Raw genomic sequence first — 21,293 nt, 5'->3', positions numbered from 1 at the left:
TGAACCCTACCACGGAGATGTTAGCTAAAAATTAACCGAGTCGTTTCGTTACAAACGTTTAGAGGACTTAATATTCATTATTAATGTCGAACTAAGGTGGTACCACGTCTATTAGCATAAAGACGTCCTTTTTTAAGGACTCTTTATGCTTTTTTTATTTTTAAAAGTTATTTCATATACTCAGGAGGAAAAGACGATGTCACAAAAAATAGACGATTTTTCAAAATGGTATATTGATACGATTCAAAAAGCTGATTTAATGGATTACACCCCAGTTCGCGGTTGTATTGCATTTAAGCCAGATGGCTATGAATTATGGGAACATATTCAAGAAGAGATGGATAAACGGTTTAAAGAAACCGGTCATCGCAATGCATATTTCCCAATGTTAATTCCAGAATCCTTCTTCGAAAAGGAAAAGGATCATATTGAAGGATTCTCACCAGAGCTTCCTTGGGTAACAGAAGCAGCAGGAGAGAAATTAGAAGAACGTTTAGCACTGCGTCCAACTTCAGAAACAATGATTGGACATTTGTATTCAAACTGGATTAAAAGTTATCGAGATCTTCCAGTTTTAATTAATCAATGGGCAAATGTATTCCGTTGGGAAAAGAAAACCCTTCCATTCATCCGTACCTCTGAATTTTTATGGCAAGAAGGTCATACTGCTCATGTGGATCAAGAAGATGCGCGTAAGGAAACAATGCAAATGTTAACTATTTATAAAGAAGTCGTAGAAGGATTACTTGCGATTCCAGTTTATGATGGGCAAAAGACACCATTAGAACGCTTTGCTGGTGCGATTGATACATTCTCCATTGAAGCGATGATGAAAGATGGAAAAGCCGTACAAGCAGGTACCTCACACTACTTAGGTACAAAATTTGCGGAGGCGTTTGATATAAAATATTTAAATAAAGAAAATAAACACGCATATGTTCATACAACATCTTGGGGTACGTCCACACGTTTAATTGGTTCGGTCATCATGGTTCATGGCGATAAACAAGGTCTTGTTTTACCACCAAAAATAGCACCGACTCAAGTTGTTTTGATTCCAGTTGGTCCATGGAAAAAGAACCATGCAATTATGGAGAAATTAGATGAAATCTTTGCAGCTTTAAAAGCGAAAGGAATTCGCGTTCGTCTTGATGATTCTGATCAATCACCAGGCTATAAATTTAATGAATGGGAGTTAAAAGGTGTACCTGTACGTATTGAACTTGGTCCACGTGATTTAGAAAATAATCAAGGTTTAATGAAAGCACGTGATGAAGAGGAGAAAGTTTCCGTACCTTTAGAATCAATTGTTGAAAACATTAAAAAAGAACTTGAAACAATGCAAACTCGTCTATTTGAAAAAGCAAAAGCTTTCCGTGCGGAGAATTCACACACACATATCGATACAATCGAACAGTTAAAACAACATCTAGCAGAATCCGAACAAAATGGAACAATTCCTGGTTGGATATTAGCTGGTTGGTGCGGAGAGGATGCTTGTGAAGAAAATGTAAAAGAAAAAACAAAATTCACAACAAGAAACATTCCATTTAACCCACCGACAACAAAGCACACATGTCTTCATTGTGGTAAAGAAGCAAAACATACGGTTTGGTTTGCTCGTGCTTACTAATCTAGGGCTTTCGTGAAAGAGGAATTAATTGATTTTAAGACTAAGATCCTATTTTAGCGCGATTCTGGAAGAAGATTCGCTTTTCTTATAGAACTAAATGGTGCTTTACTTCATTATCAGGAGCTGATCAGCAGCTCCTTTTCTTATGTAACTATCGGGGCAGGATAGTTCAAGAAGAATTGACACAAGAAGGTCGTCAATGAAGGCGACCCTCTTGTGTCAATTTTTTAGAATAAAGGATTTCTAATTGGAATATTATGTTAAAGTTAAAGCGGGCAGAACCATTTTTAGGGTATTGATGGTGAGCGTAATGGGGGAAATGATTATCTTCGTGAAAAGTCCTATGATTCATTAAAACTTAAACAGTTTAAATTATAATCTTAAGGGGTGTTTATTTATAGTTATAAATAGAAATAAACATGAGAGTTTAATTGGAAGCGCTCTGTTCATTGTAGAGGTAGAGATTTACGAACTCACTGGTCTGGCGGCCGGGGTGGCCTCATGACAGTAATGAAAAAGCAGCCAATTTCACATTTGATGAAGAAGCGTAGATTTTGGGGGTATGGTGCCGCTATAGCGATAATGCCTTATCTGTTAATCAAAATCGCCTGGACGTTCGGTCTCTTCATGCCGACCGAACAAATGGGCGACCTAAGTTGGCGCACTGCAAACGCAGTAACAATGGTTCTAGCTGCAGTTGGTATCCTGTTAGCATTGGCGTTTAGCATGACATGGGGTGAGCGACTGCCCGCCTGGTTGGTTGCCTTGCCCGTATGGGTAGGTACTGGTTTACTTATTCCTATGCTGTTGCTGGCGCCTGTGCTTGGTCCTGCTGCTATGATACGCGATCAGCAGGCAGGAGCTGCCAACGTTTGGGTATATGAGCAGATTTTCGTAATGGTCTCACTGGTTGGAGTCGGCATCTGCCTGCCTTTCGCCTTAGCTGGATACGCTAAAGCGCGTTGGCCAGAGGCATTTGCTGATCCAATCAACATTGAATTACTCCCGGGCAACAGCCAGAAACTGCATATCGCCTTGGCTAGGCTTGTCGCGGCTGGCTGTATCCTGCTTGGATTTATTAAGATATTCTGGGCGGTTGGTGGAACTATTGGCATCAACCCAGCTATGTTGGATAACCGCGATTTATGGTGGCACCTATTGTCGTTGAGTACCGGTGTGTGGGCCTTCGCGGGGGCGTGGGGTTTGTTGGTACTGACCACCCGCCGCGGGTCGAAGAGGTTCCTCCCTCCTATGGCAGCAGCATGGATCTCGTCGGGAATGCTGTTCTCTTATAACCTCTTTAACCGCTTGTCCGCCACTCGCCCCGATGCGCAACCTGCTTTAGAGTACCCGCTTGCATATGTACTAACCACCGAGTTAGGTAGCGTCTTGGGAGTGATGATGGGAATAATTATCCTGATGGTACTGCACGACCGCCGGAGAGCAATGCGCAGTTCTAGAAGTAAAGTTAAAGGAATAATTCATTCTGATAAAGAATATTAAAAAATGTGATGATAAGGAGGCGATTGTATGGTTAATCATGTAGAAAATCTATATAACTATCATGTATGGGCAAATCAACGGATTATTGATCATCTTAAGACACTTTCTCCTGAGAAATATCAAAAGGAAATGAAAAGTGTCTTTTCTTCTGTTTCAAAGGTTTTGTCACATATCTATTTAGTCGACTATGGATGGCTTAATATCCTCGAAGGTCAGAATATGAACGAAGCAATGCAATCATCATTACAACTTCAAGAAAAGATAGAGAAACTGCCCATTGAAGACTTAGAAATGGAATTCCACACTTTATCAACTCGGTTCATATCATTTTTGAAAAGTCAGGAGGATATAGAAAAAAGAATTATGCTGGATAATCCATGGGCAAGTTTAAGAGAAACAAGTCTATCTGAAATGATCTTACATGTTGTGAATCATGGAACCTATCATAGAGGGAATATTTCAGCTATGTTGCATCAATTGGGTGCTTCTTCAGTTATGACTGATTATGCTTTTTATTGGTATTCTGATAATGTGCTTCATCAGAAATAGGTAAGAGAAGAGTAATCCATTTTTTCGTCAAAAAGGTGACGTTTGTTGAGAACGAGATCTGTTTACACAGCTCTTTCTTTCAGCTAACGGATAGCTTTAATCAAACAATTGTTTATCTGAAATGATCTGACTCTTCTATGATATTTAACATTACCAGCTAGAATAAGTTAATTGCTTTTACAATACCCCATAAGGGAGGAAAGGAATTTATGGTCAAAAAACTGATCGTCGGCGACGTAACGCATGAACTGGCCACAACGCGCCGCATTCTGGAACGGTTGCCCGAGGAGCATATGTCGTGGAAGCCGCACGAGAAATCGATGACGCTCGGCGGGCTGGCCACGCACCTGATCAACCTGCTAAACTGGCAAGTCGCGCTTATTCAGTACCCGGAGTTCGATCTTTCGGCCGTGCCGCTGAGGCGTGAGCCTTTAGAAAAACGCGCTGACGTTCTGGAGGAGTTCGACGCAAACGTCGGCAAGTTGGAAAAGCTGCTCGCCGAATGCGAAGAGAAAACGCTCGGTGAGGAATGGACGCTGCGCCACGGCGACCATATCATCCTTCAAGAGCCGCGGGCGATTGCGCTCCGCACCTTCGGATTAAGCCACATGGTTCATCACCGGGCGCAGCTCGGGGTTTATTTGCGACTTCTCGATATTCCGGTGCCGGGCATCTACGGCCCCTCGGCAGACGAGGGAGCCCAATGAATTAAGTTTCTCGATCCAATACTCGCCAAAAAGTCGTAGGGCACCGGCATGACCGCCGATACTTTACTACAAGTGACAAGAATGATTACAATCGTTGATCACTAACAGTTGAGGATTTTTAATTGAACAATACCAGTTAATATCAGCTTTTTGTTTATTCAAGAAAAGGGCGCAATTCTTGAAGAAGTTTCTTTTTTTAATGAACGAACGGGTGCGTTAGCTGAAGGTCGGTGCTGCCTTTAAGGCAGCTTTTTCTTATGGCACTAAAGGGGCAGGATGGTTGAAGGGTGCTGTTTGATCTTTATTCAACAATTGGGCCAGATTGTTGAAGTTCATTTAAAAAGAAAGTTCGCTATTTGTCGATGAGATTTTGAGGGATTGTACTTAATCTAAAGGACAGAATAGTTGAAGAAGGAAATCAAGTTTATATATATTTTGTCTATCAACTTTCCATTGTAATGTAATCCTTCTTTCTATCTTTTTATAAGATTAAAATGGAATATTACATCAATTGGGTTCTAATTCCCTCAAAAGTAGCAAGATGAGCGAATAAAAAAACAGTACCACCGCTATAAAAGTGGTGGTACTGCTATATTGAGTGACAAGTGTTTATTAATTAGAACGTACTTGCTACTTTAACAGCTTTTTCAAGCCCTGAAGCAATAATCTCTTCTGCTTTAGCTGGAAATTGATTGTGACCTTCAATCACAACTTTCTCTATATTTTTTACACCGAAGAAGCTCATCATACTTGCTACATATTTAACAGCCATTTCTACTTCGGCTTTTGGTCCTTCAGAATATACACCGCCACTTGCGTTTAATAATGCAATTTTCTTATCTCCAATCAGACCTACTGGACCTTCTGGAGTATATTTAAATGTTTTGCCCGCGCGGTTTAAATAATCAATATATGTGTGTAGTACAGCCGGAATTGTTAAGTTCCATAATGGGAAACCAAAAACAACTTTATCTGCTGCAAGGAATTGTTCTAAATATTTATCAGCAACAGTTACTGCTTTAGCTTCTTCGGCTGTTAAATCAAGTCCTCTACTAGTTTTAAAAGTACCATTAATCATATCTACTCCTACATATGGCAATTCTTCATTGTATAAATCAAGCTCTATTACTTTATCATTTTGATGTGATTCTTTATAGCTTGCTAAAAAAGCCTCATATAATTTCACACTCACCGCTTGGTTTGCGGGACGATTGTTTGCCTTTACAAATAAAACTGTTGTCATTCTCTTTTCCTCCTGTTACTCACTCTTATGTTGTTATATATTTATTCACTAAAAAGGGAATCCTATTGTCTTTACAATATCTTTTTAAAACTATATTCCATGTCTCCACCTAGAGCTTCAGCTGTATCACCAGTTTCTCTGAAGTCATGTGTATGAACCTTCTCAAACGGACCAAAGTTTACCTGCTTATAAAATTCATAACAAGGGAATCCGTCATGTGCACCTTGCATATCGACAGTACCCTCTTGTTTGACATGTACCGTTAATAGATAATCAACGGGAGGTGCATATACATTTAATGGGTTGCTAGCACTTGCACTCATTTGAAATTTGACGTCATCTGACCCCCATACAACATCAGTGCACAAAATGCCTTCCGTATTAGCTTTTCCTGTTCTTTTATTAACGGATCCATCAGGAGTTGTGATTCTTTCTGTTGTTATGCCCGTATTCGCATATGTGAAAATTTCTTTTTTGTAAAAATCTACAACTACTTCTTGTTCCACTCTAGAACGCATAGCGTTTATTGCATAAGGTGTAAATTCACGTGCATCACCTTCGAATTGGATTATGTTTCCCGTTTGGATATCTTTCTTAGGTTCAGTCCAAGACATTGGAATAAATACACTTGCTCTAACTTTAACGATATTAGTCATGAGACACACCTCTGTAATTCTTAATTTTATTTTGGGTAATAATAATATTGACCCATTGAGCAAAACAGATCACAATTTCTTTCGTATGATCAATTGCTTTTCATTTAATATTTGCTGCTTGTAATCGTCTACCTAATATTTATATCTAGATTGTCGTTTTAAAACTGTATTCCATTTCCCCAGCTAGTGCTGCCGGAGTGTCACCTGTTTTTCTGAAATCATGTGTATATATTAATTCAAATGGACCGAAATCTGTTTGTTTATAAAATTCATAGCAGGGGAACCCATCATGGGAGCCTTCAATATATGCAACCCCACTTTTGTTTACGTTTATAGTTAATACATAGTCAGCTGCAGGTGCTGCTCTATTCAAAGGATTGCTGGCACTAGCACTCATTTTAAAAGAAACTTCATCAGTGGCCCACACAACATTAGTACATACAATATTTTCTGTACTTGATTTTCCTTTTTTATAATCAATAGAACCATCAGGATTTGTAACTTTTACAGTTACGATACAAGCATTTGTGTATGTGAAAATTTCTTTTTTATAAAAATCAATAATCACTTCTTGCTCTAATCTTGACCGCATTGTGTTTACAGCGTATGGTGTAAATTCACGTGCATCACCAGTGTATTCGAATATCTTTTCTGTTGCAGGATCTTTAATGGGTTCCAACCAAGCATACGGTGCAAATACACTTCCTCTAATTTTAACGATGTTAGCCATGAGAACCCTCCATAATGTATTAATTTTGTTTCGGTGAATCCAATTTTTTTATAATTGAATTATAGTCAACTTGATTGACTACATTACGTATAGTACAATGGATTTCAAATAAAGTCAACCTGATTGACTTTATTTAAGGAGGTTTTATGTATGAATCATGAAGTATTAAGTGAATTGGATCTTACATCACTTTTATCATTATCCTTTAGTACATCAATTAATGAATTACATGACAGATTGAGTGAATTGGGATTTGGAGATATTAGACCTGCACATGGTTTTATGTTTAAATGCATCACTCCCAATGGAGCAACAGGTATAGAACTAGCCGAATACTTAGGAATTACAAAGCAAGCTGTGAGTAAAATGGTGGATTATCTTGAGAAAAGTGGCTATGTAATGCGCAAAGCTCATCCCACTGATAAGAGAGGGAAAATTATTGTTTTGACCGAACGAGGTTGGTTAGTTGTGAAAGCAAAAGAGAAGATATTAAGTGAGATTGAGCAACGTTGGATTGAAAACATAGGTGTTGAACGCCTGCAGATGCTCAAAGAAGATTTAACAAAATTAGTTTATGAAGAAAATGAAGATAAACTATCATCAAGGTTAAAACCTGTCTGGTAATTATAGAGTTTATAAAGGGAACTTTTAATCGTGCTTAAATTCGTACTAACAGTACAGCATTCCTGTGATGATTTAAATTAGCAGCAAGGTTTGTGGAGAATTGTACGGGAGCGTTAGTTCAAGAAAAATAAGCTAACATCTGTGTTTCTATTTAGCTGAAGATTGGAGCTGCTTTAAAGGCAGCTCATTTTCTTATGCAACTATAGCGGCAGGTTTGTTGAACAAGTTAAATAGAGAGCATTCTATATTGAATGGTTTTTATCTTTCTCATAATTTGGTGATGGACTGGAGTGTGTTAATATGCGGTCTAATACCTTTTTAGTAAATGGCATAAAGTAATTAAGTATTAGCCCCCCTAAACAGACGGTTAATAAAGTTCCAACGCCAATGGGTCCATTTAGGACCATTGCCATTAGCAAGAATAGGAGGTAAATGATTGTTCTCGAAAAAAATATATTTGTTCTAGTTAATTCTTGTATGATTAATGTTAATCGGTCAACTGGAATCGGTGCAAAATTTGTGTGTAAATATGTTGCAGTTCCTAATCCTATAACAACCAAGCCGATTCCAAAACAAACAACTTTGTAGTACCATAATTCAGGTGTTATCAAATTGTGCAATAAAAAAAGCCACATATCAATACCAATACCCGTTATAAATGCTGTTAACAACCCCAAAACTTCTGGTCTTTGCCTTTTTAAAAATGAATTACAACATATTAATATTAAAGCTATTAGTATTTCCCAACTTCCGACAGTAAGCCCCACATTTATGGACAGTCCTACCAAAAGTGCATCAAAAGGTGAAGTTCCAAGGTCTGATTGTATAGTGAAAGAAATACCAAGAGTTAATAGTAAAATTCCTAATACATAAAATACATATTTCACTGTACTCGACCCCTTTATCATGATTTTTTTGTTGCAAACGCAACAAAGTAAGGTTACATTTAATATATGTTATTTTTATTGCATTTACAACAAAAATTCCAAGCTGAGGAGTTAATTATGAAGGAAATTCTTCGTGAAAATGGAATGATAGCAAGGGCATTAGATTTAAAAAATAGAGATAAAGAATGGGAGTTTGTTAAAAAGGGAAACAAGAGAAATTATTGATTATAGGAAGGAGCGACTTATTTAAATGGCTAAAAATATAAAAAAGTGTACCCTTGAAGATTCACGCGAACTTCAAGAAATTAGTTATGAAACATTCAATGAGACATTTAAGCATCAGAATTCAGCCGAAAATATGAATGCCTATTTGGAAAGGGCATTTGACTTAAAACAATTAGAAAAAGAATTATCGAATAGTTCTTCGCAATTCTTTTTTGTTTATTTTAATCATCAAGTCGCTGGATATTTAAAGGTCAATACCAATGATGCTCAGACTGAACAAATGGGTGATGAATCACTTGAAATCGAGAGGATTTATATAAAGAAAAAATATCAAAAACATGGGCTTGGTAAATATCTGCTAAATAAAGCTATGGAAATTGCGATGGAACGTAATAAAAAGAAAATCTGGCTCGGCGTATGGGAAAAAAACGAAAATGCTATTGCTTTTTATAAGAAAATTGGCTTTGTACAAACCGGATCCCACTCTTTTTATATGGGTGATGAAGAACAAATGGACCTTATAATGACCAAAGCAATTTTATAACTTGTTTTGGAAGGATGAACTATTATGTAAAAGTGAAATAAAGGTATAAGCCCACTTTTATTCCTGTGTTTTAAAATTCCATGTTTGCCCCGCAATTATTAGTTCATTGGCTATAATTACGGGGTTTTTTTATAACCAAGCCTTTTTTAGGAGCTCCACGCCAAGCTCGATTTCCTCACAAGAAAGATTACTGAAACCAAGTTTGATAATCGGTTTATCGGTATTATTTTTAATGAAGTAGAGTGAGGTGGGATACACTTTAACACCATGAAAGGAAGCGCGCTCTATTAGCCATTCTTCTGAACGTTCGAGGTGTACTTTGATTAATACATACAAACCTGACTGCTCACCGATAATGGATATATGTTGATCGAATTGCCTTTTTAATAAGGATACCAAGTGCTGCATTTTTCGTTTATAAATAAGACGCATACGTTTAATATGGCGATTCCATTCTCCCTCTTCCATAAATTTAGCCATTGCGAGCTGGCTTAGAAGTGAAGTGGTACTCTCGAAATGAAGAAATTGATTTTTATAACGGTTTAAAAGCGGCTCTGGCAACACCATATAACTTAAACGAATTCCCGGAAGAAAGGACTTTGAGAAATTCCCTAAATAAATGACTCTTGCAGAATCAATGGAAGCGAGAGCTGGAAATGGTTGTTGTGTATAACGAAATTCACTATCATAATCGTCTTCGATCATATACCCTTGCACCTTGTTAGCCCAATGAATAAGCGTTTGCCGTTGTTGAATGGACATGCTTACCCCATATGGACTGTGATGGGAAGGTGTTACATAGATTAATCGTGATTTGATTTGTTCCAATTGTGAAAAATCAGCACCTGCCTCATAAACTGGTAAAGTTTCAATCGTAAAACAATGGAATTGAAAAGCTTCCCTAGCGCCATCATATCCAGGGTCTTCTACTGTAATGCTTGGAAAATCATCCTTCAGTATATGTCCAAGATTGATAAGCATTTGTTGGGTACTGCTGCCGATAATAATGGCATTTGCCTCTGTTTTCACTCCACGGGATTGGAGTAAGTAGGTGGCAATTTGTTCACGTAGGCACACCTCACCAAAGGGTTCCCCATATTGAAAACTCTCCTGTAACGTCAATACTTGATTGGCAATCCTCCTCCAAGTTTTCAGCGGGAAATGTGCTTGATCTACGGCACCTGCCCGGAAATCAATGAGGGTAGGTGTCACTGGCTCTCTTAGCGTTTTATTATGAGGAATTAACTCTTTTTGGGGTAAAAGTGGCTCTAATTCATTTACAAAATAACCTTTTCTCCCTTCTCCACGAATATAGCCTTCAGCTACAAGTTGATCATAAGCCATTAATGTCGTATTCCGACTTACTTGAAGGGAATCTGCAAGTTGACGGATGGAGGGCAATTGTTCATCGGCAAGTATGTCCCCCCGTTCAATATATAACTTAAACTGCTCGTAAATTTGTTTGTATCTGGGAGAATCCTCCTTAAAAGCAAAAATGGCATTTATCATTTACAATCTCCTTTGACATGTATATTTATTTAGAATTGTACCTTTTTATATGTCAGTTTGTATATTACCATATTTTACAGATGAGGTTCTCAAGTAGAAATGAGGATGGACCTTAGTAAAAGCCGCTATATTGTGAATGGAATAATATTGACGGATGAAAGGAGATTTTTTTATGTATATCCCTAAGCAATTTGAAATAAAAGAATTAGCAGCAGCCTACGATGTAATTCAGGAGAATGGTTTTGCAACATTGTGTTCAATGCATGAAGGCAAGCCTTTTGCTACACATTTACCACTGCTGTTGAATAAGGAGAAAACCTATTTGTATGGTCATTTTGCTCGTCCGAACCCTCAATGGAAAGATATTGAAAACCAAACAGTCTTGGCAGTCTTTCATGGTCCCCACTGTTATATCTCCTCTTCTTGGTATGAGACGAACCAAGCGGTACCAACATGGAATTACGTGACTGTTCATGTATACGGCGAAGTCGAACTTATTGAGGATGAAAAGGAGTTAACGGATACCCTGGAAGACATGGTATTGAAGTATGAAGCCCCTGATAGTTCATACAATTTGCAAGAGTTAGATGCTGAATTTCTCGCTGGGATGAACAAAGGGATTCAAGGATTCAAAATAAGAATCAACAAGATAGAGGGGAAAGCGAAGTTAAGTCAAAACCATTCATCACATAGGCAAGAGCTCGTTATCAATCAACTGGAAAAGATTCGAAATACAGATGAGCAAAAAATTTCCTCTTTAATGAAGGCGAACCTAAAAAAGTGGCGTTGAATGTTACTGCACTAACGTGAGTGTTGATCCAATAAGGATTTACACTCTTTTTGTTGAACTTCTGTTACTACCGGAGCGGATTTCAATACCATGGAGGAAAAATTGGAGCCTTTTAAATAATCCAGTCAAAATCTTAATTCATGTTAAGCCGTATGAATATTTTTAAAAAGATATGCATGTGCCGGGTTAATTTAACAATCATTATATAAAATATAACAAAAAATCACGGTCCCTTTATACGGATATAAAATTCCAGAGTTATTCTTAATTTACATCCAGAGGGAGGGATCGGAAGTTGTCAAAATTTCAGGCCATAACTTCTTTGTTCATCTTGGTATTCATCATCATTTTCGTAACTTATAAAATCACAGCACACTCATCCAAACATTCCACATCCAACCGTCAACACATTCAAGTACAATTGTTAGGCGTTAATGATTTTCACGGCCAACTAAACAAATATCAAATGGTTTCAGGAACCATGGCAGGGGGGGCTGAATACCTGGCTGCCTATTTAAAAACATTTATGCAAGAAAACCCAAATACACTGCTTGTTCATTCTGGTGATATGGTAGGAGGAAGTCCTCCAATCTCTTCTCAATTTAAAGACGAACCCACGATTGAATTTTTAAACCTCCTGCACTTTGATGCCGGGACACCTGGAAATCATGAATTCGACCAAGGCGTAAATGAAATGAAACGTCTTATTCATGGAGGATTCAATAAAAAAACAGGTTATTTTCAAGGTGCCACAACTTCTTACAGCTCTGCAAATATCATCGATACAAAGTCGGGTACTCCCTTGTTACCACCGTATGTTATTAAACAAATTGACGGAATTAATATTGGATTCATCGGTGTCGTCACAAAAGAGACTACCCTGTATGTGGCACCTGAAAATCGAAAAGAAGTAGAAATTACGGATGAAGTTTCAGCTATTAACCGAACCGTTAAGCTTTTAAAGGAAAAAGGAATCAAAGTAATTGTTGTACTTGCACATGATTCAGCCAAATCAGATCAGTCAGGAGCAAATTCCAGTGGAGCTTTAGTGGAGATGGCTCCAAAAATCGATGATGAGGTCGATGTCATTTTTGCCGGTCACAGCCATGAATATGCCAATACCGTTGTAGCCGGTAAACTGATCGTTCAAGCTTATTCCAATGGGAAAGCCTTTTCTCAAGTAAATCTTGAAATTGACCCACATACTAAAATTATTGTTAAGAAACAAGCAAAGATTATTGTCACTTCACATCAACATATAAAACCAGATGAAGAAACGGTTGCTCTTCTAAATAAATATAGAAAAAGATTGGGGAGCCATCTTAATCAGATAATAGGAGAGATGCCTGAAGAAATCTCACGAAATCAAGATGCAAACGGTGAATCCCCATTAGCGAAAATGATTGCAGAATCTGAGCGGGAAGCCATGGGGGCTGATATAGCTTTTGTCCATCAAGGAGAAATGCGGAAAAATTTAAAAAAAGGGGAAATTACTGTAGAAGACCTTTATACAGACTTGCCTATGGGTCATAGTGTCAGGAAGTTAATCTTAACAGGGGACCAAATAAAGCTTGCTTTAGAACAGCAGTGGGCGAAAGATTATGAAAATAGGTTACAAACGGTTGGTTTAACATATAATTGGGACCCGAACGCTCCAATTGGCAACCGCATTGTTGCGCTGAAAGACATGAAGGGTCAAGAGATTCAGCCAAACAACGAATATGAAGTAGCGGTTAGTAATTATTTAGCTTCAGGCGGTGATAACTTCACTGCATTTGAACAAGGTAGACTCGTGGAATCCGGTCCACAGGTTGTCACTGCACTTATACGCAATATCCAACAGAAGTATCCCCATGAAACTTCTCTCCGTTCATTGAAAGAATGAAGGAGAAAATACAAGGACTTGCATAAGCGGCTTTTGAGGAAGATGAAGCTGGAGGAATTAATGAAATGGCTTTAGGGATAGCACGAGATATTGAATGGCAATGGGTATTAACGAGAAATAAAAGGTAACTACTTATTCAAATAACAAGTGCTTTACTTCAATAAGGGAGTTGCTTTGGCAGCTCTTTTTTCTTTTCACCGTTTCAGATAAAAAGTTACTATTTGAAAGCACGCGAAATTTATCGTAATAATATTTCATGAATTAGAAAAAAATAGAGGAAAGGAGGGATTGCGAATGTTTGTGAAAAAGTGGGTAACAGGATTGGCCGGTGTACTTGCGATGTTTGTAGTTGTAGCAACACTAGGCTCAGTCGGTGTATTTGCCGAGTCCGGTGTTGTAAATCAGCCTATGGAGAAGAGGAAATCGATTGAGGTCGAGTTGAAGGATGATTTCTTTAATCCGAAAGCCATCACCATTCCGAATAGAACAGCCACAACGGTAATATTGACAAACAAAGGCAGTAAAGAGCACACCTTCACAGTTGAAAAGCTCGGCATTGACGTTGAGGTCCAGCCAGGTGAAGAAAAAAACATTACCGTGAATCCGAAACAGCCCGGTACATATGAACTGATATGTCGGTACCATTTCCAGGAAGGAATGGTTGGGAAAGTAATAGTAGAATAAAATGCAGGGCCAATATGGCCTTGTTTTTTTTATGCGAATAGACTTTTCTACTTTGTATGATCGATTAAGTTTTAGCGAGGTTTTTTAACAAGCTTATTTTTCATTACAGAGGATATTGATGCTTGGAGTTATAATAACTGTTCCACCTCTAATAAATGGTAAATATAATATAATGCAAGGTAACGTATAAACCATTTAGAATGAGGTGGAAAGATGTATTTTTTTAAACCTATTTCTGATGAGGTTCGTTTATCTCAAATAATATTCAATAAACATAAAAAAACGATGAAGCTCATTTTAGTGTCCATTTTTTCTTGTATGGCTGCCATTCTGCAGGCTGCCGGAGCTGTACCAGGGATAGGATATTGTATAAGTCCGCTGTCCACTGCACCTATCCTGTTATGTTCCATGTTTTCCATTCCATTTGGAGCAGTGTCCTACTTTCTGACAATTATGCTGTTATTCATCCTACAGCCAACGGAAATAATTGCATTTCCTTTTACAACAGGATTGTTAGGACTTGGAATAGGGGCATCTTTTCACCTTTTTAAGATGAGGTTAAGTATTATTGCTACTGGTGCCATTCTTTTAATGTTAGGAATTATGAGTTTAATAGTTATTTTTCACTTTCCAGTTTTAGGTCCGGCCGTCTCTGTTTCCTTTTCATTTCTTATATTTGGCTTTTTATTTGCCTTCATTTATAGCCTGTTATGGGTTGAAATTGCTTTAATCCTTTTTAAAAGACTAAAAAAGATTAGAATTTAAGGCTCTTTTCGTTAAGATTGTTGTTTTTAAAACGAAACGATTTTAGGTGGATTGGAGTGGAAGTTCGAGACTCCTGCGGGAGCAGCGGGACAGGTGAGACCCCACAGGCGTTTACACCGAGGAGGCTCACCGCCCGCCCCGCGGAAAGCGAGCATCTGGAGGGGAAATCAACCACACCAGATACTTGGTAAATGGCAACAAAGTATGCGAAAACAGCCTAAATTAATAATTTGTCCATCACATGGTTCTAATTACGATTCATCAATCCATGTATGCGATTTATTACGATTAAGTGGAAAGTTATTGTTTTGATTCATGGAACTATTTCAAAAACAGTGCCTTTGTTAAAATCAGTCACTTTCATAGAGCCATAAGCCGCCAAATATAAACTGGTTTGATTCATATTCGTTCCCAAACTAACATAATAGGCTGATTGAGACCCAAAATCATAATCGGTTTGTATCACACTAAAATCATTTTGTTCACCATTGGGTCTTACGGTGGTATAAGCTAAAGCCCCTCTAACCCGGGGGTGAGAATCCTTCCGGGCAAGATCGGTAAACACAACGCTTCCCGTTAAACCAGGGATTGCATTCCCCATATAGGCTTGCACTCCTGTAAGTGCAGTTCCTCCAAACTTATCGGGTCTGGTATCTTTATGAAAATAACTGGTTAAAGGCTGATGACGACTCGCTGAAAGTGTTACTGCTTCATTGTAATAAGCAATTGTTTTCTCATCCAAATTATTATTTTCATTGCATCCCCTTATAGTCGAAGTAGGAAAAGCGCCTTCCCAACCTCGCCAGCCAAAGTTAATGAATCCCTCTTTTTCAGCTTCAGAATTCATGAAAGAAGCTTGAACAATCTCAGTAACCGGTACTGATTTATAATGAACGAATGAAAAAATCGACTCAACCAAATCCTGTCCGACACCCCCCACATATTTGATAAACTGATTATAAAATCTTTGAAATGAAATGCCTGTTATATTGCGCACCCCTTTTGCAGTAACCGTAAGCGTTTCCTGAATAGGCAGAGGAAGTTCATTAAAACGTGTAACAATGGGTGGATTATTGAAGGTTATGCTCTTATCTACATCGATTTCAATTATTTTACCAGCTATCTCCATATCATCTTGACTTAAATTAAATGGATCATAGCCTGCTCCACCATCACCGGTTGTTAAAATAAGTTTTCCGGTTTCAGGTGAAAAGTTTAAGCTATTGACACCATTATGATTAAAAAATGGTCTTCTTATGTTAAGTAATGTCCGTCGTTTTTGAGGTTGACCATTCGATTGTAAAATCCATTCTTCAACTGTATTAATATGATCATATTGAGTTTCTCTATTTATCCACTTTAGGTTTAAAGTTTTGGGATCACACGGGTTAGGCCTAAAATGTTCAGTAAGGGCCCCTGGACCTTGTGTTCCAGCTACTGAATAATGAAGATAAAACAGACCGTTATAATAAAATTCTGGATGAAACGCTAGCCCCAATAATCCCCGTTCATCATATCCCCTACCTGAAACACCTTGTTCAGAAGTACCCAATTTTAAAATTCGCGGGCGAATATCTAAAAAAGTCCTAATAACTCCGTTTCCTATGTAAAAGATCTCTCCTACCTGGGTTGCAATAAATAATCTTTCAATTGAGTCACCTGGAAGTATAGTTGTCTTTAAAACAGTTGGTAAATTAATATTACTTACAATGGGCCGTAAACCAACCTTAACTTTTATCAAATGACTTTGCACTCCTTCTTATGGTTTTTCTTATAAGAATATGATTATAACCGTCTATTAGTACCAAATCAGGCCGGAACCTGATAAGGCAATGCACTACTTTCCGCATGAGCGTAAAGTGCTTTAGTTGAACTAAAATAAGTGAAATTTATAAGAATGAAGATAAATTCAAGCTATTCCATTAAAAGACGCTATCCTGAAAAGGATAAGCGCTTATTTTCATATCAGGGCCATTTAAGGAGGAGCATCAGGAAAACTTGTTACAACGGTAAGCGTTCTGATACAAGTCATATGAGACATATCTAGTGAGATTTTGAAAGCATGTACTTAAACTAACGGGGGAGTTTAGGGCAATAAGAAAATCAAAAATTGGGGATAATGTTAAAAGTATTATCCCAATGAATTTTCTTTTTTTATTATTTAAATACTGCTGATAATGAATAATCTGAAATGATTGTTAGACATTACCTAAAAGTTGGAGTGAGAAAGTGGAAAATCATGTTGCTTACCTTCTAGAACATTACGGGTACTTCGGAATAATATTTGCTTTAATCGGAGGTATTGTAGGACTTCCTATACCTGACGAGGTTCTTCTTACATATATTGGTTACAATGTGTTTCAGGGTAAATTATCTTACTTAATTTCAATAGTAAGTGCCTTTGTAGGAGCAACGGGGGGGATTACGCTTAGCTACTTCATTGGTTATAAATTTGGGTTGCCTTTATTAGAAAAGTTGGGACCAAAACTTCACATAACCGAACAAAAAATTAATAAAACAAAGAAATTATTCAAGAAATTTGGACCCTATCTATTATTATTTGGTTATTTTATTCCTGGGGTACGGCACCTTACAGCGTATATAGCATCTGTCAATCGCTTCCCATTTAGAAAATTTGTTGTTTATGCTTATACGGGTGCATTAATTTGGAGTTTTACTTTTATCACATTAGGAAGAATCTTAGGGGAAAATTGGAACAATGTTGAACTATATATGTCAACATATAGTATTTATGTAATTACGAGTTTATTGGCCCTTTCAATATTCATTTATTTTTTATGGAAGAGAAGAAATCGATTAAAAAAGGGTATTTCATGAAAGTGACGGTTTAGATGGAGGACTTTAATTAAATTATATTTAGAGCTATAGAACGATCGGGTGCTTTAGCTGATGATTGGAGCTGTCTTTACGGCGGCTTTTTCTTATGGAACTAAAGGGGCAGGATAGCCCAGTAAGGTAGTCTTAGGTTGTTCAAGAATGAATAGTTAGTGAAGTAAAAGAAAAAAAGAAAAAACCAGTTTTGTTAGACTGATTTTTTCATCTTAATGTAACACTTTGTTAATTTCAGTTTTTAACACTTACATGTTCAATCATACGCTTCATTGCCTGAATTTGCCCCATATGAGTCGCTTCATGCATTAATGTTAAACTTGCAAGTTCTATAACAGTCTTACAACCTAGGAATGGTGTATCCAAATCTCGATCTAGCTGTTCAGGAGGAATTTGCTTTAAACGAGTTAATTGATCTTTCAACTGTACAACCAGCTCATCCATGGCAGGTACATTCCCTGTCCAATCAGCTGGTTTTGTGCCATTCCCAAACAATTCTATATAATTCGTGGGAAGGTGAGTTGTTACATGCGGGAAATTAAACATAGTTTGTTCAGTAATTGTCAAAACGTGACCTGTCTGCCAATGAATTGTGTTATTAAAACCATCTGGCTGCACATCAGTTTGTTCCTTAGAAACAGACTCTACATTCTTGATGAAATATTCTCTTGTCATCTCAAATTGCTTAAATACAAGTTGATTCATCGTTTTCTCCCCTTTCACTAACAAAATCATCCATATTATACCAGTTAAAAATGGAAAAGAATATAGTTGAAACTGCCTAAAATTAGCTTTATATCAAACAGTTCTTGTTCCACAGTAGGGCGCGATTCTTTAATAAGGTTCGCTTTTCCTAATGAACTCGGATTCGATAACTGAAGATCGAAGCTGTCTTTAAGGCGGCTTTTTCTTATGGGAACTAAAGGGGCAGGATAGTTGAAGAAGGAATTGAAGAAACAAAAAGAGAATAGGTACTGTTAGTTAAAATGATTTTTATAGAAAGAAGGATTAAAATGGCATATTGCAAAGTTCGCCAAGCTGAAATATATTATGAAGATTTAGGGGAAGGTATACCAATTTTAATGATACACGGTTATTCTCCGGACCATCGATTAATGAGTGGTTGTATGGAACCCATATTTACTAAGAGGGAAGGGTGGCGACGTATTTATATTGACCTACCTGGAATGGGATTAACAAAAGAATATAACGAAATAAGCAGTTCTGATGAAATGTTGAATGCTGTTTTAGATTTTATCCAAGCTGTAATCCCTAACCAAGAGTACGTAATTGCTGGGGAATCTTACGGTGGCTATATTGCTAGGGGCATTATTGAAAAGCATCAAGAACAAATACTCGGTGCAGCATTTATATGCCCTCTTATTATTCCTCTTCCAGAAAATAGAACAGTTGAGAAACATAAAATAATGAGAACGGATGAAAAGTTTATTGAAAATTTATCAAAGGAAGAATTGGAAGATTTTAAAAACAACAATATTGTACTTGATGAGTACACATGGTTAAGGTACAACAAAGAAATTCTAAGTGGTTGTAAAATTGGAGATGAAAGGTTTCTAAATAAGGTTAAGAATAAATATGGGTTTTCTTTTAAGATTGACCAGTCTGATTTTATTAAACCCAGTGTATTCCTTTTAGGAAGACAAGATTCTTCGGTTGGATATAAAGATGCTCTGAACATAGTAAACAAGTATCCGCGAGGAACGTTTGCTGTATTGGATATAGCAGGCCACAATTTACAAATTGAACAACCGCAACTTTTTAGCACTCTATTAAATGAGTGGTTGGATAGAATTGAAGAGTTCCAAAACTAATACTTAACGGAGTAAGTGAAGTTTGTGAAATATTGTACTTAAACTAACGGGTGCGTTAATTGAAGATCAATCGGAGTTGTCTTTAAGGCAGCTTTTTCTTTATGCAACTTTCGGGGCAGTATAGTTGATGAAGAACTGAATAAAATAAAAACAGCCAGGTTCTGGCTGCTTTTTTATAAAAAATCCAAATGCTTACAATAAAAACAAAAATTCTATCAGATTTATGGGATAATTTTATTAATTCCAGTTTTTCTCTATAAATTGAACGGCAGGTTGTAAATTTGTTTTGTTAGCAATTGAAATGACAGTGGGAACCACAGAAGGGTCCGTTTTGGATAAATTGGGGATCCGTGGATTTAACCGAAAAAAACGATTTCCTAGAAGCTGAGAACTGACCATGGATTCATAGTAACCGGATCCACTAGCGACTATCTGAAGAAATGGCAGTAAGGGTTCATTGGGCGATCGGTCCAAAAGGACTCCCCAATTCGGTGGAAGGTTCTTCATATTTTCGGGGCGTATGTTATCTGCACTTACCATCCCCCACCCCTTCGTATCTCTTCTTAGTTGAGTCGGCTCTTCACCTGTTCCAATGGATAATACCGCAATTTGATCCAACGGCTGTTTGGCTTTCCCCACTGCAAACGCGATACTGGCTGTACTGGGGTTAGTTGTTACTGTATACCCATCCACGTAGTTTTGATAGGCTCGTTGCGTCGCGGGAGCACCGCTGCTCCGTAGTATTACATCACTCGCTTTCTCATTTAAATAGGGAGAGCCAGGAAAGTTGTGGAATAACACAGGAGTCCAACGATTCAGCTCCGGTGAGAATAAATGAAATGCAGGGACAACAATTCGTCTTTTTAAGTCTTTGAGGAGAAGATTTGGTGGAAAAAATGTTTGTACCGCTTTAATGAAACCGGAATATGGCAATTGTTGGTTGAAAACAGGTCCGCCTGGTCGGGAAACGCTGAATGCCGGCACGATTTTATCCTTAAAAAACTGGAATGTCTCCTTCGGCGATCTTCCACTTGCTAACGCAAGGGCAGTGAATGAACCGATTGAATTTCCCGAAAAAACATTGGTTCGACTAATTAATTTTGGGTTTTGCCGAGCCAGTCTGTTTAAAAGTTGTAAACTTAAAGCACCTAAAGTGCCGCCTCCATCAAAGGACATGATTCGATATTTTGTCAAAGCTGATTTCTCCTTTCCAATCTGGTCAAAAGTATCATTCAGTATATGTTTATTTTTCAGGAGCCGGATTATGTAGCTAAACATCCAAGGAAAGACTCCATCGAGTATATAAAAAAATACTACGATGAGGATAAGGAGACTACGTTTGAGTGGCAGTAAGGGCGAGCCAACTGCACGTACTTTGTTTGTAATGGGTGGAAAGTATAGCCAAAAAAACTTGAAAGAAAAAAAGCCATAGCAGTGGGCTACGGCTGTCTGTTCCGTCCTAAAAACAGGTTATTTTGCAATCCTGTGCACAAAAGGTTAATGATTATTATTATTATTAAATATCGTGCAATCTTTCAAGAGGGAGGTCGCTTTTTTCAACAACAGGATTGTGAAGAATTACACTTAAACTAACGGGTGCGTTCGTATTATAAGGTTAGCCAGTTTTTACTGGTTGACCTTTTTTAATAGAATCTATTATATCAGTAGCCAGGGTAG

General features: G+C 37.6%; 20 protein-coding genes and 1 other annotated feature (1 of these 21 running past the window's edge). Of the genes, 12 read left to right on the top strand and 8 right to left on the bottom strand.

The features are described 5' to 3' along the window. Positions 1-133: a binding site (T-box leader), on the top strand (it extends 85 nt beyond the left edge of the window). A 63-nt stretch (positions 134-196) separates the two neighbouring features. The 4 genes from proS (at position 197) to ACQKFG_RS27325 (ending at position 4,392) form a co-directional block, all read left to right on the top strand. Then, complete coding sequence (gene proS / locus ACQKFG_RS27340; RefSeq protein ID WP_427564179.1) at positions 197-1,633, top strand: proline--tRNA ligase; 1,437 nt, start codon at positions 197-199, stop codon at positions 1,631-1,633. Positions 1,634-2,134: 501 nt separating this feature from the next. Then, a complete protein-coding gene (locus ACQKFG_RS27335; protein WP_427564177.1) occupies positions 2,135-3,136 on the top strand; it encodes a hypothetical protein in 1,002 nt (333 codons plus the stop codon). A gap of 27 nt (positions 3,137-3,163) precedes the next feature. Further along, positions 3,164-3,685 carry a DinB family protein gene (locus tag ACQKFG_RS27330; RefSeq protein ID WP_427564175.1) on the top strand — a complete coding sequence of 174 codons (522 nt, stop codon included), beginning with the start codon at positions 3,164-3,166 and terminating at the stop codon, positions 3,683-3,685. 209 nt (positions 3,686-3,894) lie between these two features. Continuing rightward, entirely contained in the window at positions 3,895-4,392 is a 498-nt protein-coding gene (locus ACQKFG_RS27325) for a DinB family protein (protein ID WP_342614638.1), read from the top strand. A gap of 616 nt (positions 4,393-5,008) precedes the next feature. Here the strand turns inward: ACQKFG_RS27325 and ACQKFG_RS27320 are convergent. From ACQKFG_RS27320 to ACQKFG_RS27310, 3 genes are all read right to left on the bottom strand, one after another. Next, positions 5,009-5,635, bottom strand: a complete 627-nt coding sequence (locus ACQKFG_RS27320; protein WP_427564173.1) for an FMN-dependent NADH-azoreductase — start codon at positions 5,633-5,635, stop codon at positions 5,009-5,011. A gap of 71 nt (positions 5,636-5,706) precedes the next feature. After that, positions 5,707-6,291, bottom strand: coding sequence for a DUF3238 domain-containing protein (locus ACQKFG_RS27315; RefSeq protein WP_427564171.1), 585 nt, complete (start codon positions 6,289-6,291; stop codon positions 5,707-5,709). A 145-nt stretch (positions 6,292-6,436) separates the two neighbouring features. After that, positions 6,437-7,021: a DUF3238 domain-containing protein gene (locus ACQKFG_RS27310; RefSeq protein WP_349730173.1), complete on the bottom strand. Its 585-nt coding sequence runs from the start codon at positions 7,019-7,021 to the stop codon at positions 6,437-6,439. Between the two features lie 150 nt (positions 7,022-7,171). On the opposite strand from ACQKFG_RS27310, the gene ACQKFG_RS27305 reads away from it, so the two are divergent. Further along, complete coding sequence (locus ACQKFG_RS27305; protein WP_192206646.1) at positions 7,172-7,645, top strand: MarR family winged helix-turn-helix transcriptional regulator; 474 nt, start codon at positions 7,172-7,174, stop codon at positions 7,643-7,645. A gap of 242 nt (positions 7,646-7,887) precedes the next feature. Here ACQKFG_RS27305 and ACQKFG_RS27300 read toward each other — a convergent pair whose 3' ends face one another. After that, positions 7,888-8,532, bottom strand: a complete 645-nt coding sequence (locus ACQKFG_RS27300; RefSeq protein WP_427564169.1) for a YczE/YyaS/YitT family protein — start codon at positions 8,530-8,532, stop codon at positions 7,888-7,890. A 250-nt stretch (positions 8,533-8,782) separates the two neighbouring features. On the opposite strand from ACQKFG_RS27300, the gene ACQKFG_RS27295 reads away from it, so the two are divergent. Beyond that, positions 8,783-9,301 carry a GNAT family N-acetyltransferase gene (locus ACQKFG_RS27295; protein ID WP_427564167.1) on the top strand — a complete coding sequence of 173 codons (519 nt, stop codon included), beginning with the start codon at positions 8,783-8,785 and terminating at the stop codon, positions 9,299-9,301. Positions 9,302-9,430: 129 nt separating this feature from the next. Here the strand turns inward: ACQKFG_RS27295 and ACQKFG_RS27290 are convergent, their stop codons facing one another. Further along, positions 9,431-10,810, bottom strand: coding sequence for a PLP-dependent aminotransferase family protein (locus ACQKFG_RS27290; RefSeq protein ID WP_427564165.1), 1,380 nt, complete (start codon positions 10,808-10,810; stop codon positions 9,431-9,433). A gap of 172 nt (positions 10,811-10,982) precedes the next feature. Between ACQKFG_RS27290 and ACQKFG_RS27285 the strand changes: the two genes are divergently transcribed. From ACQKFG_RS27285 to ACQKFG_RS27270, 4 genes are all read left to right on the top strand, one after another. Continuing rightward, positions 10,983-11,600: an FMN-binding negative transcriptional regulator gene (locus ACQKFG_RS27285; RefSeq protein WP_427564163.1), complete on the top strand. Its 618-nt coding sequence runs from the start codon at positions 10,983-10,985 to the stop codon at positions 11,598-11,600. A gap of 295 nt (positions 11,601-11,895) precedes the next feature. Next, on the top strand, positions 11,896-13,485 hold the full coding sequence (locus ACQKFG_RS27280; protein WP_427564161.1) for a bifunctional metallophosphatase/5'-nucleotidase: 1,590 nt from the start codon (positions 11,896-11,898) through the stop codon (positions 13,483-13,485). Between the two features lie 294 nt (positions 13,486-13,779). Continuing rightward, on the top strand, positions 13,780-14,169 hold the full coding sequence (locus ACQKFG_RS27275) for a cupredoxin domain-containing protein (RefSeq protein ID WP_427564159.1): 390 nt from the start codon (positions 13,780-13,782) through the stop codon (positions 14,167-14,169). A 213-nt stretch (positions 14,170-14,382) separates the two neighbouring features. Next, a complete protein-coding gene (locus tag ACQKFG_RS27270) occupies positions 14,383-14,934 on the top strand; it encodes a hypothetical protein (RefSeq protein WP_427564157.1) in 552 nt (183 codons plus the stop codon). Between the two features lie 313 nt (positions 14,935-15,247). On the opposite strand, the gene ACQKFG_RS27265 is transcribed toward ACQKFG_RS27270, so the two are convergent. Next, positions 15,248-16,675: a PQQ-dependent sugar dehydrogenase gene (locus ACQKFG_RS27265; RefSeq protein ID WP_427564155.1), complete on the bottom strand. Its 1,428-nt coding sequence runs from the start codon at positions 16,673-16,675 to the stop codon at positions 15,248-15,250. Positions 16,676-17,163: 488 nt separating this feature from the next. On the opposite strand from ACQKFG_RS27265, the gene ACQKFG_RS27260 reads away from it, so the two are divergent. After that, positions 17,164-17,772 (top strand): DedA family protein, encoded by a 609-nt coding sequence (locus tag ACQKFG_RS27260; protein ID WP_427564154.1) that lies wholly within the window; start codon positions 17,164-17,166, stop codon positions 17,770-17,772. A 246-nt stretch (positions 17,773-18,018) separates the two neighbouring features. On the opposite strand, the gene ACQKFG_RS27255 is transcribed toward ACQKFG_RS27260, so the two are convergent. Further along, complete coding sequence (locus tag ACQKFG_RS27255; protein ID WP_192206632.1) at positions 18,019-18,489, bottom strand: DinB family protein; 471 nt, start codon at positions 18,487-18,489, stop codon at positions 18,019-18,021. 308 nt (positions 18,490-18,797) lie between these two features. On the opposite strand from ACQKFG_RS27255, the gene ACQKFG_RS27250 reads away from it, so the two are divergent. Continuing rightward, a complete protein-coding gene (locus ACQKFG_RS27250; RefSeq protein WP_192206631.1) occupies positions 18,798-19,616 on the top strand; it encodes an alpha/beta fold hydrolase in 819 nt (272 codons plus the stop codon). 237 nt (positions 19,617-19,853) lie between these two features. Here the strand turns inward: ACQKFG_RS27250 and ACQKFG_RS27245 are convergent, their stop codons facing one another. After that, on the bottom strand, positions 19,854-20,810 hold the full coding sequence (locus ACQKFG_RS27245; protein WP_192206630.1) for a patatin-like phospholipase family protein: 957 nt from the start codon (positions 20,808-20,810) through the stop codon (positions 19,854-19,856). Between the last annotated feature and the right edge of the window lie 483 nt (positions 20,811-21,293).

The sequence above is a fragment of the Peribacillus sp. NPDC076916 genome, assembly GCF_050269675.1.
Lineage (GTDB): Bacteria > Bacillota > Bacilli > Bacillales > DSM-1321 > Peribacillus > Peribacillus aracenensis.
Note: the sequence above shows the minus strand (reverse complement) of the source record. Positions and strands in the feature narration are given on the sequence as shown.

What these genes read in the sequence shown, in the direction of transcription:
- proS (WP_427564179.1), top strand. Translation starts at nt 197, where the DNA reads ATGTCACAAAAAATAGACGATTTTTCAAAATGGTATATTGATACGATT.
- ACQKFG_RS27305 (WP_192206646.1), top strand. Translation starts at nt 7,172, where the DNA reads ATGAATCATGAAGTATTAAGTGAATTGGATCTTACATCACTTTTATCA.
- ACQKFG_RS27325 (WP_342614638.1), top strand. Translation starts at nt 3,895, where the DNA reads ATGGTCAAAAAACTGATCGTCGGCGACGTAACGCATGAACTGGCCACA.
- ACQKFG_RS27315 (WP_427564171.1), bottom strand. Translation starts at nt 6,291, where the DNA reads ATGACTAATATCGTTAAAGTTAGAGCAAGTGTATTTATTCCAATGTCT.
- ACQKFG_RS27285 (WP_427564163.1), top strand. Translation starts at nt 10,983, where the DNA reads ATGTATATCCCTAAGCAATTTGAAATAAAAGAATTAGCAGCAGCCTAC.
- ACQKFG_RS27295 (WP_427564167.1), top strand. Translation starts at nt 8,783, where the DNA reads ATGGCTAAAAATATAAAAAAGTGTACCCTTGAAGATTCACGCGAACTT.
- ACQKFG_RS27275 (WP_427564159.1), top strand. Translation starts at nt 13,780, where the DNA reads ATGTTTGTGAAAAAGTGGGTAACAGGATTGGCCGGTGTACTTGCGATG.
- ACQKFG_RS27310 (WP_349730173.1), bottom strand. Translation starts at nt 7,021, where the DNA reads ATGGCTAACATCGTTAAAATTAGAGGAAGTGTATTTGCACCGTATGCT.
- ACQKFG_RS27290 (WP_427564165.1), bottom strand. Translation starts at nt 10,810, where the DNA reads ATGATAAATGCCATTTTTGCTTTTAAGGAGGATTCTCCCAGATACAAA.
- ACQKFG_RS27250 (WP_192206631.1), top strand. Translation starts at nt 18,798, where the DNA reads ATGGCATATTGCAAAGTTCGCCAAGCTGAAATATATTATGAAGATTTA.
- ACQKFG_RS27335 (WP_427564177.1), top strand. Translation starts at nt 2,135, where the DNA reads ATGACAGTAATGAAAAAGCAGCCAATTTCACATTTGATGAAGAAGCGT.
- ACQKFG_RS27330 (WP_427564175.1), top strand. Translation starts at nt 3,164, where the DNA reads ATGGTTAATCATGTAGAAAATCTATATAACTATCATGTATGGGCAAAT.
- ACQKFG_RS27320 (WP_427564173.1), bottom strand. Translation starts at nt 5,635, where the DNA reads ATGACAACAGTTTTATTTGTAAAGGCAAACAATCGTCCCGCAAACCAA.
- ACQKFG_RS27270 (WP_427564157.1), top strand. Translation starts at nt 14,383, where the DNA reads ATGTATTTTTTTAAACCTATTTCTGATGAGGTTCGTTTATCTCAAATA.
- ACQKFG_RS27255 (WP_192206632.1), bottom strand. Translation starts at nt 18,489, where the DNA reads ATGAATCAACTTGTATTTAAGCAATTTGAGATGACAAGAGAATATTTC.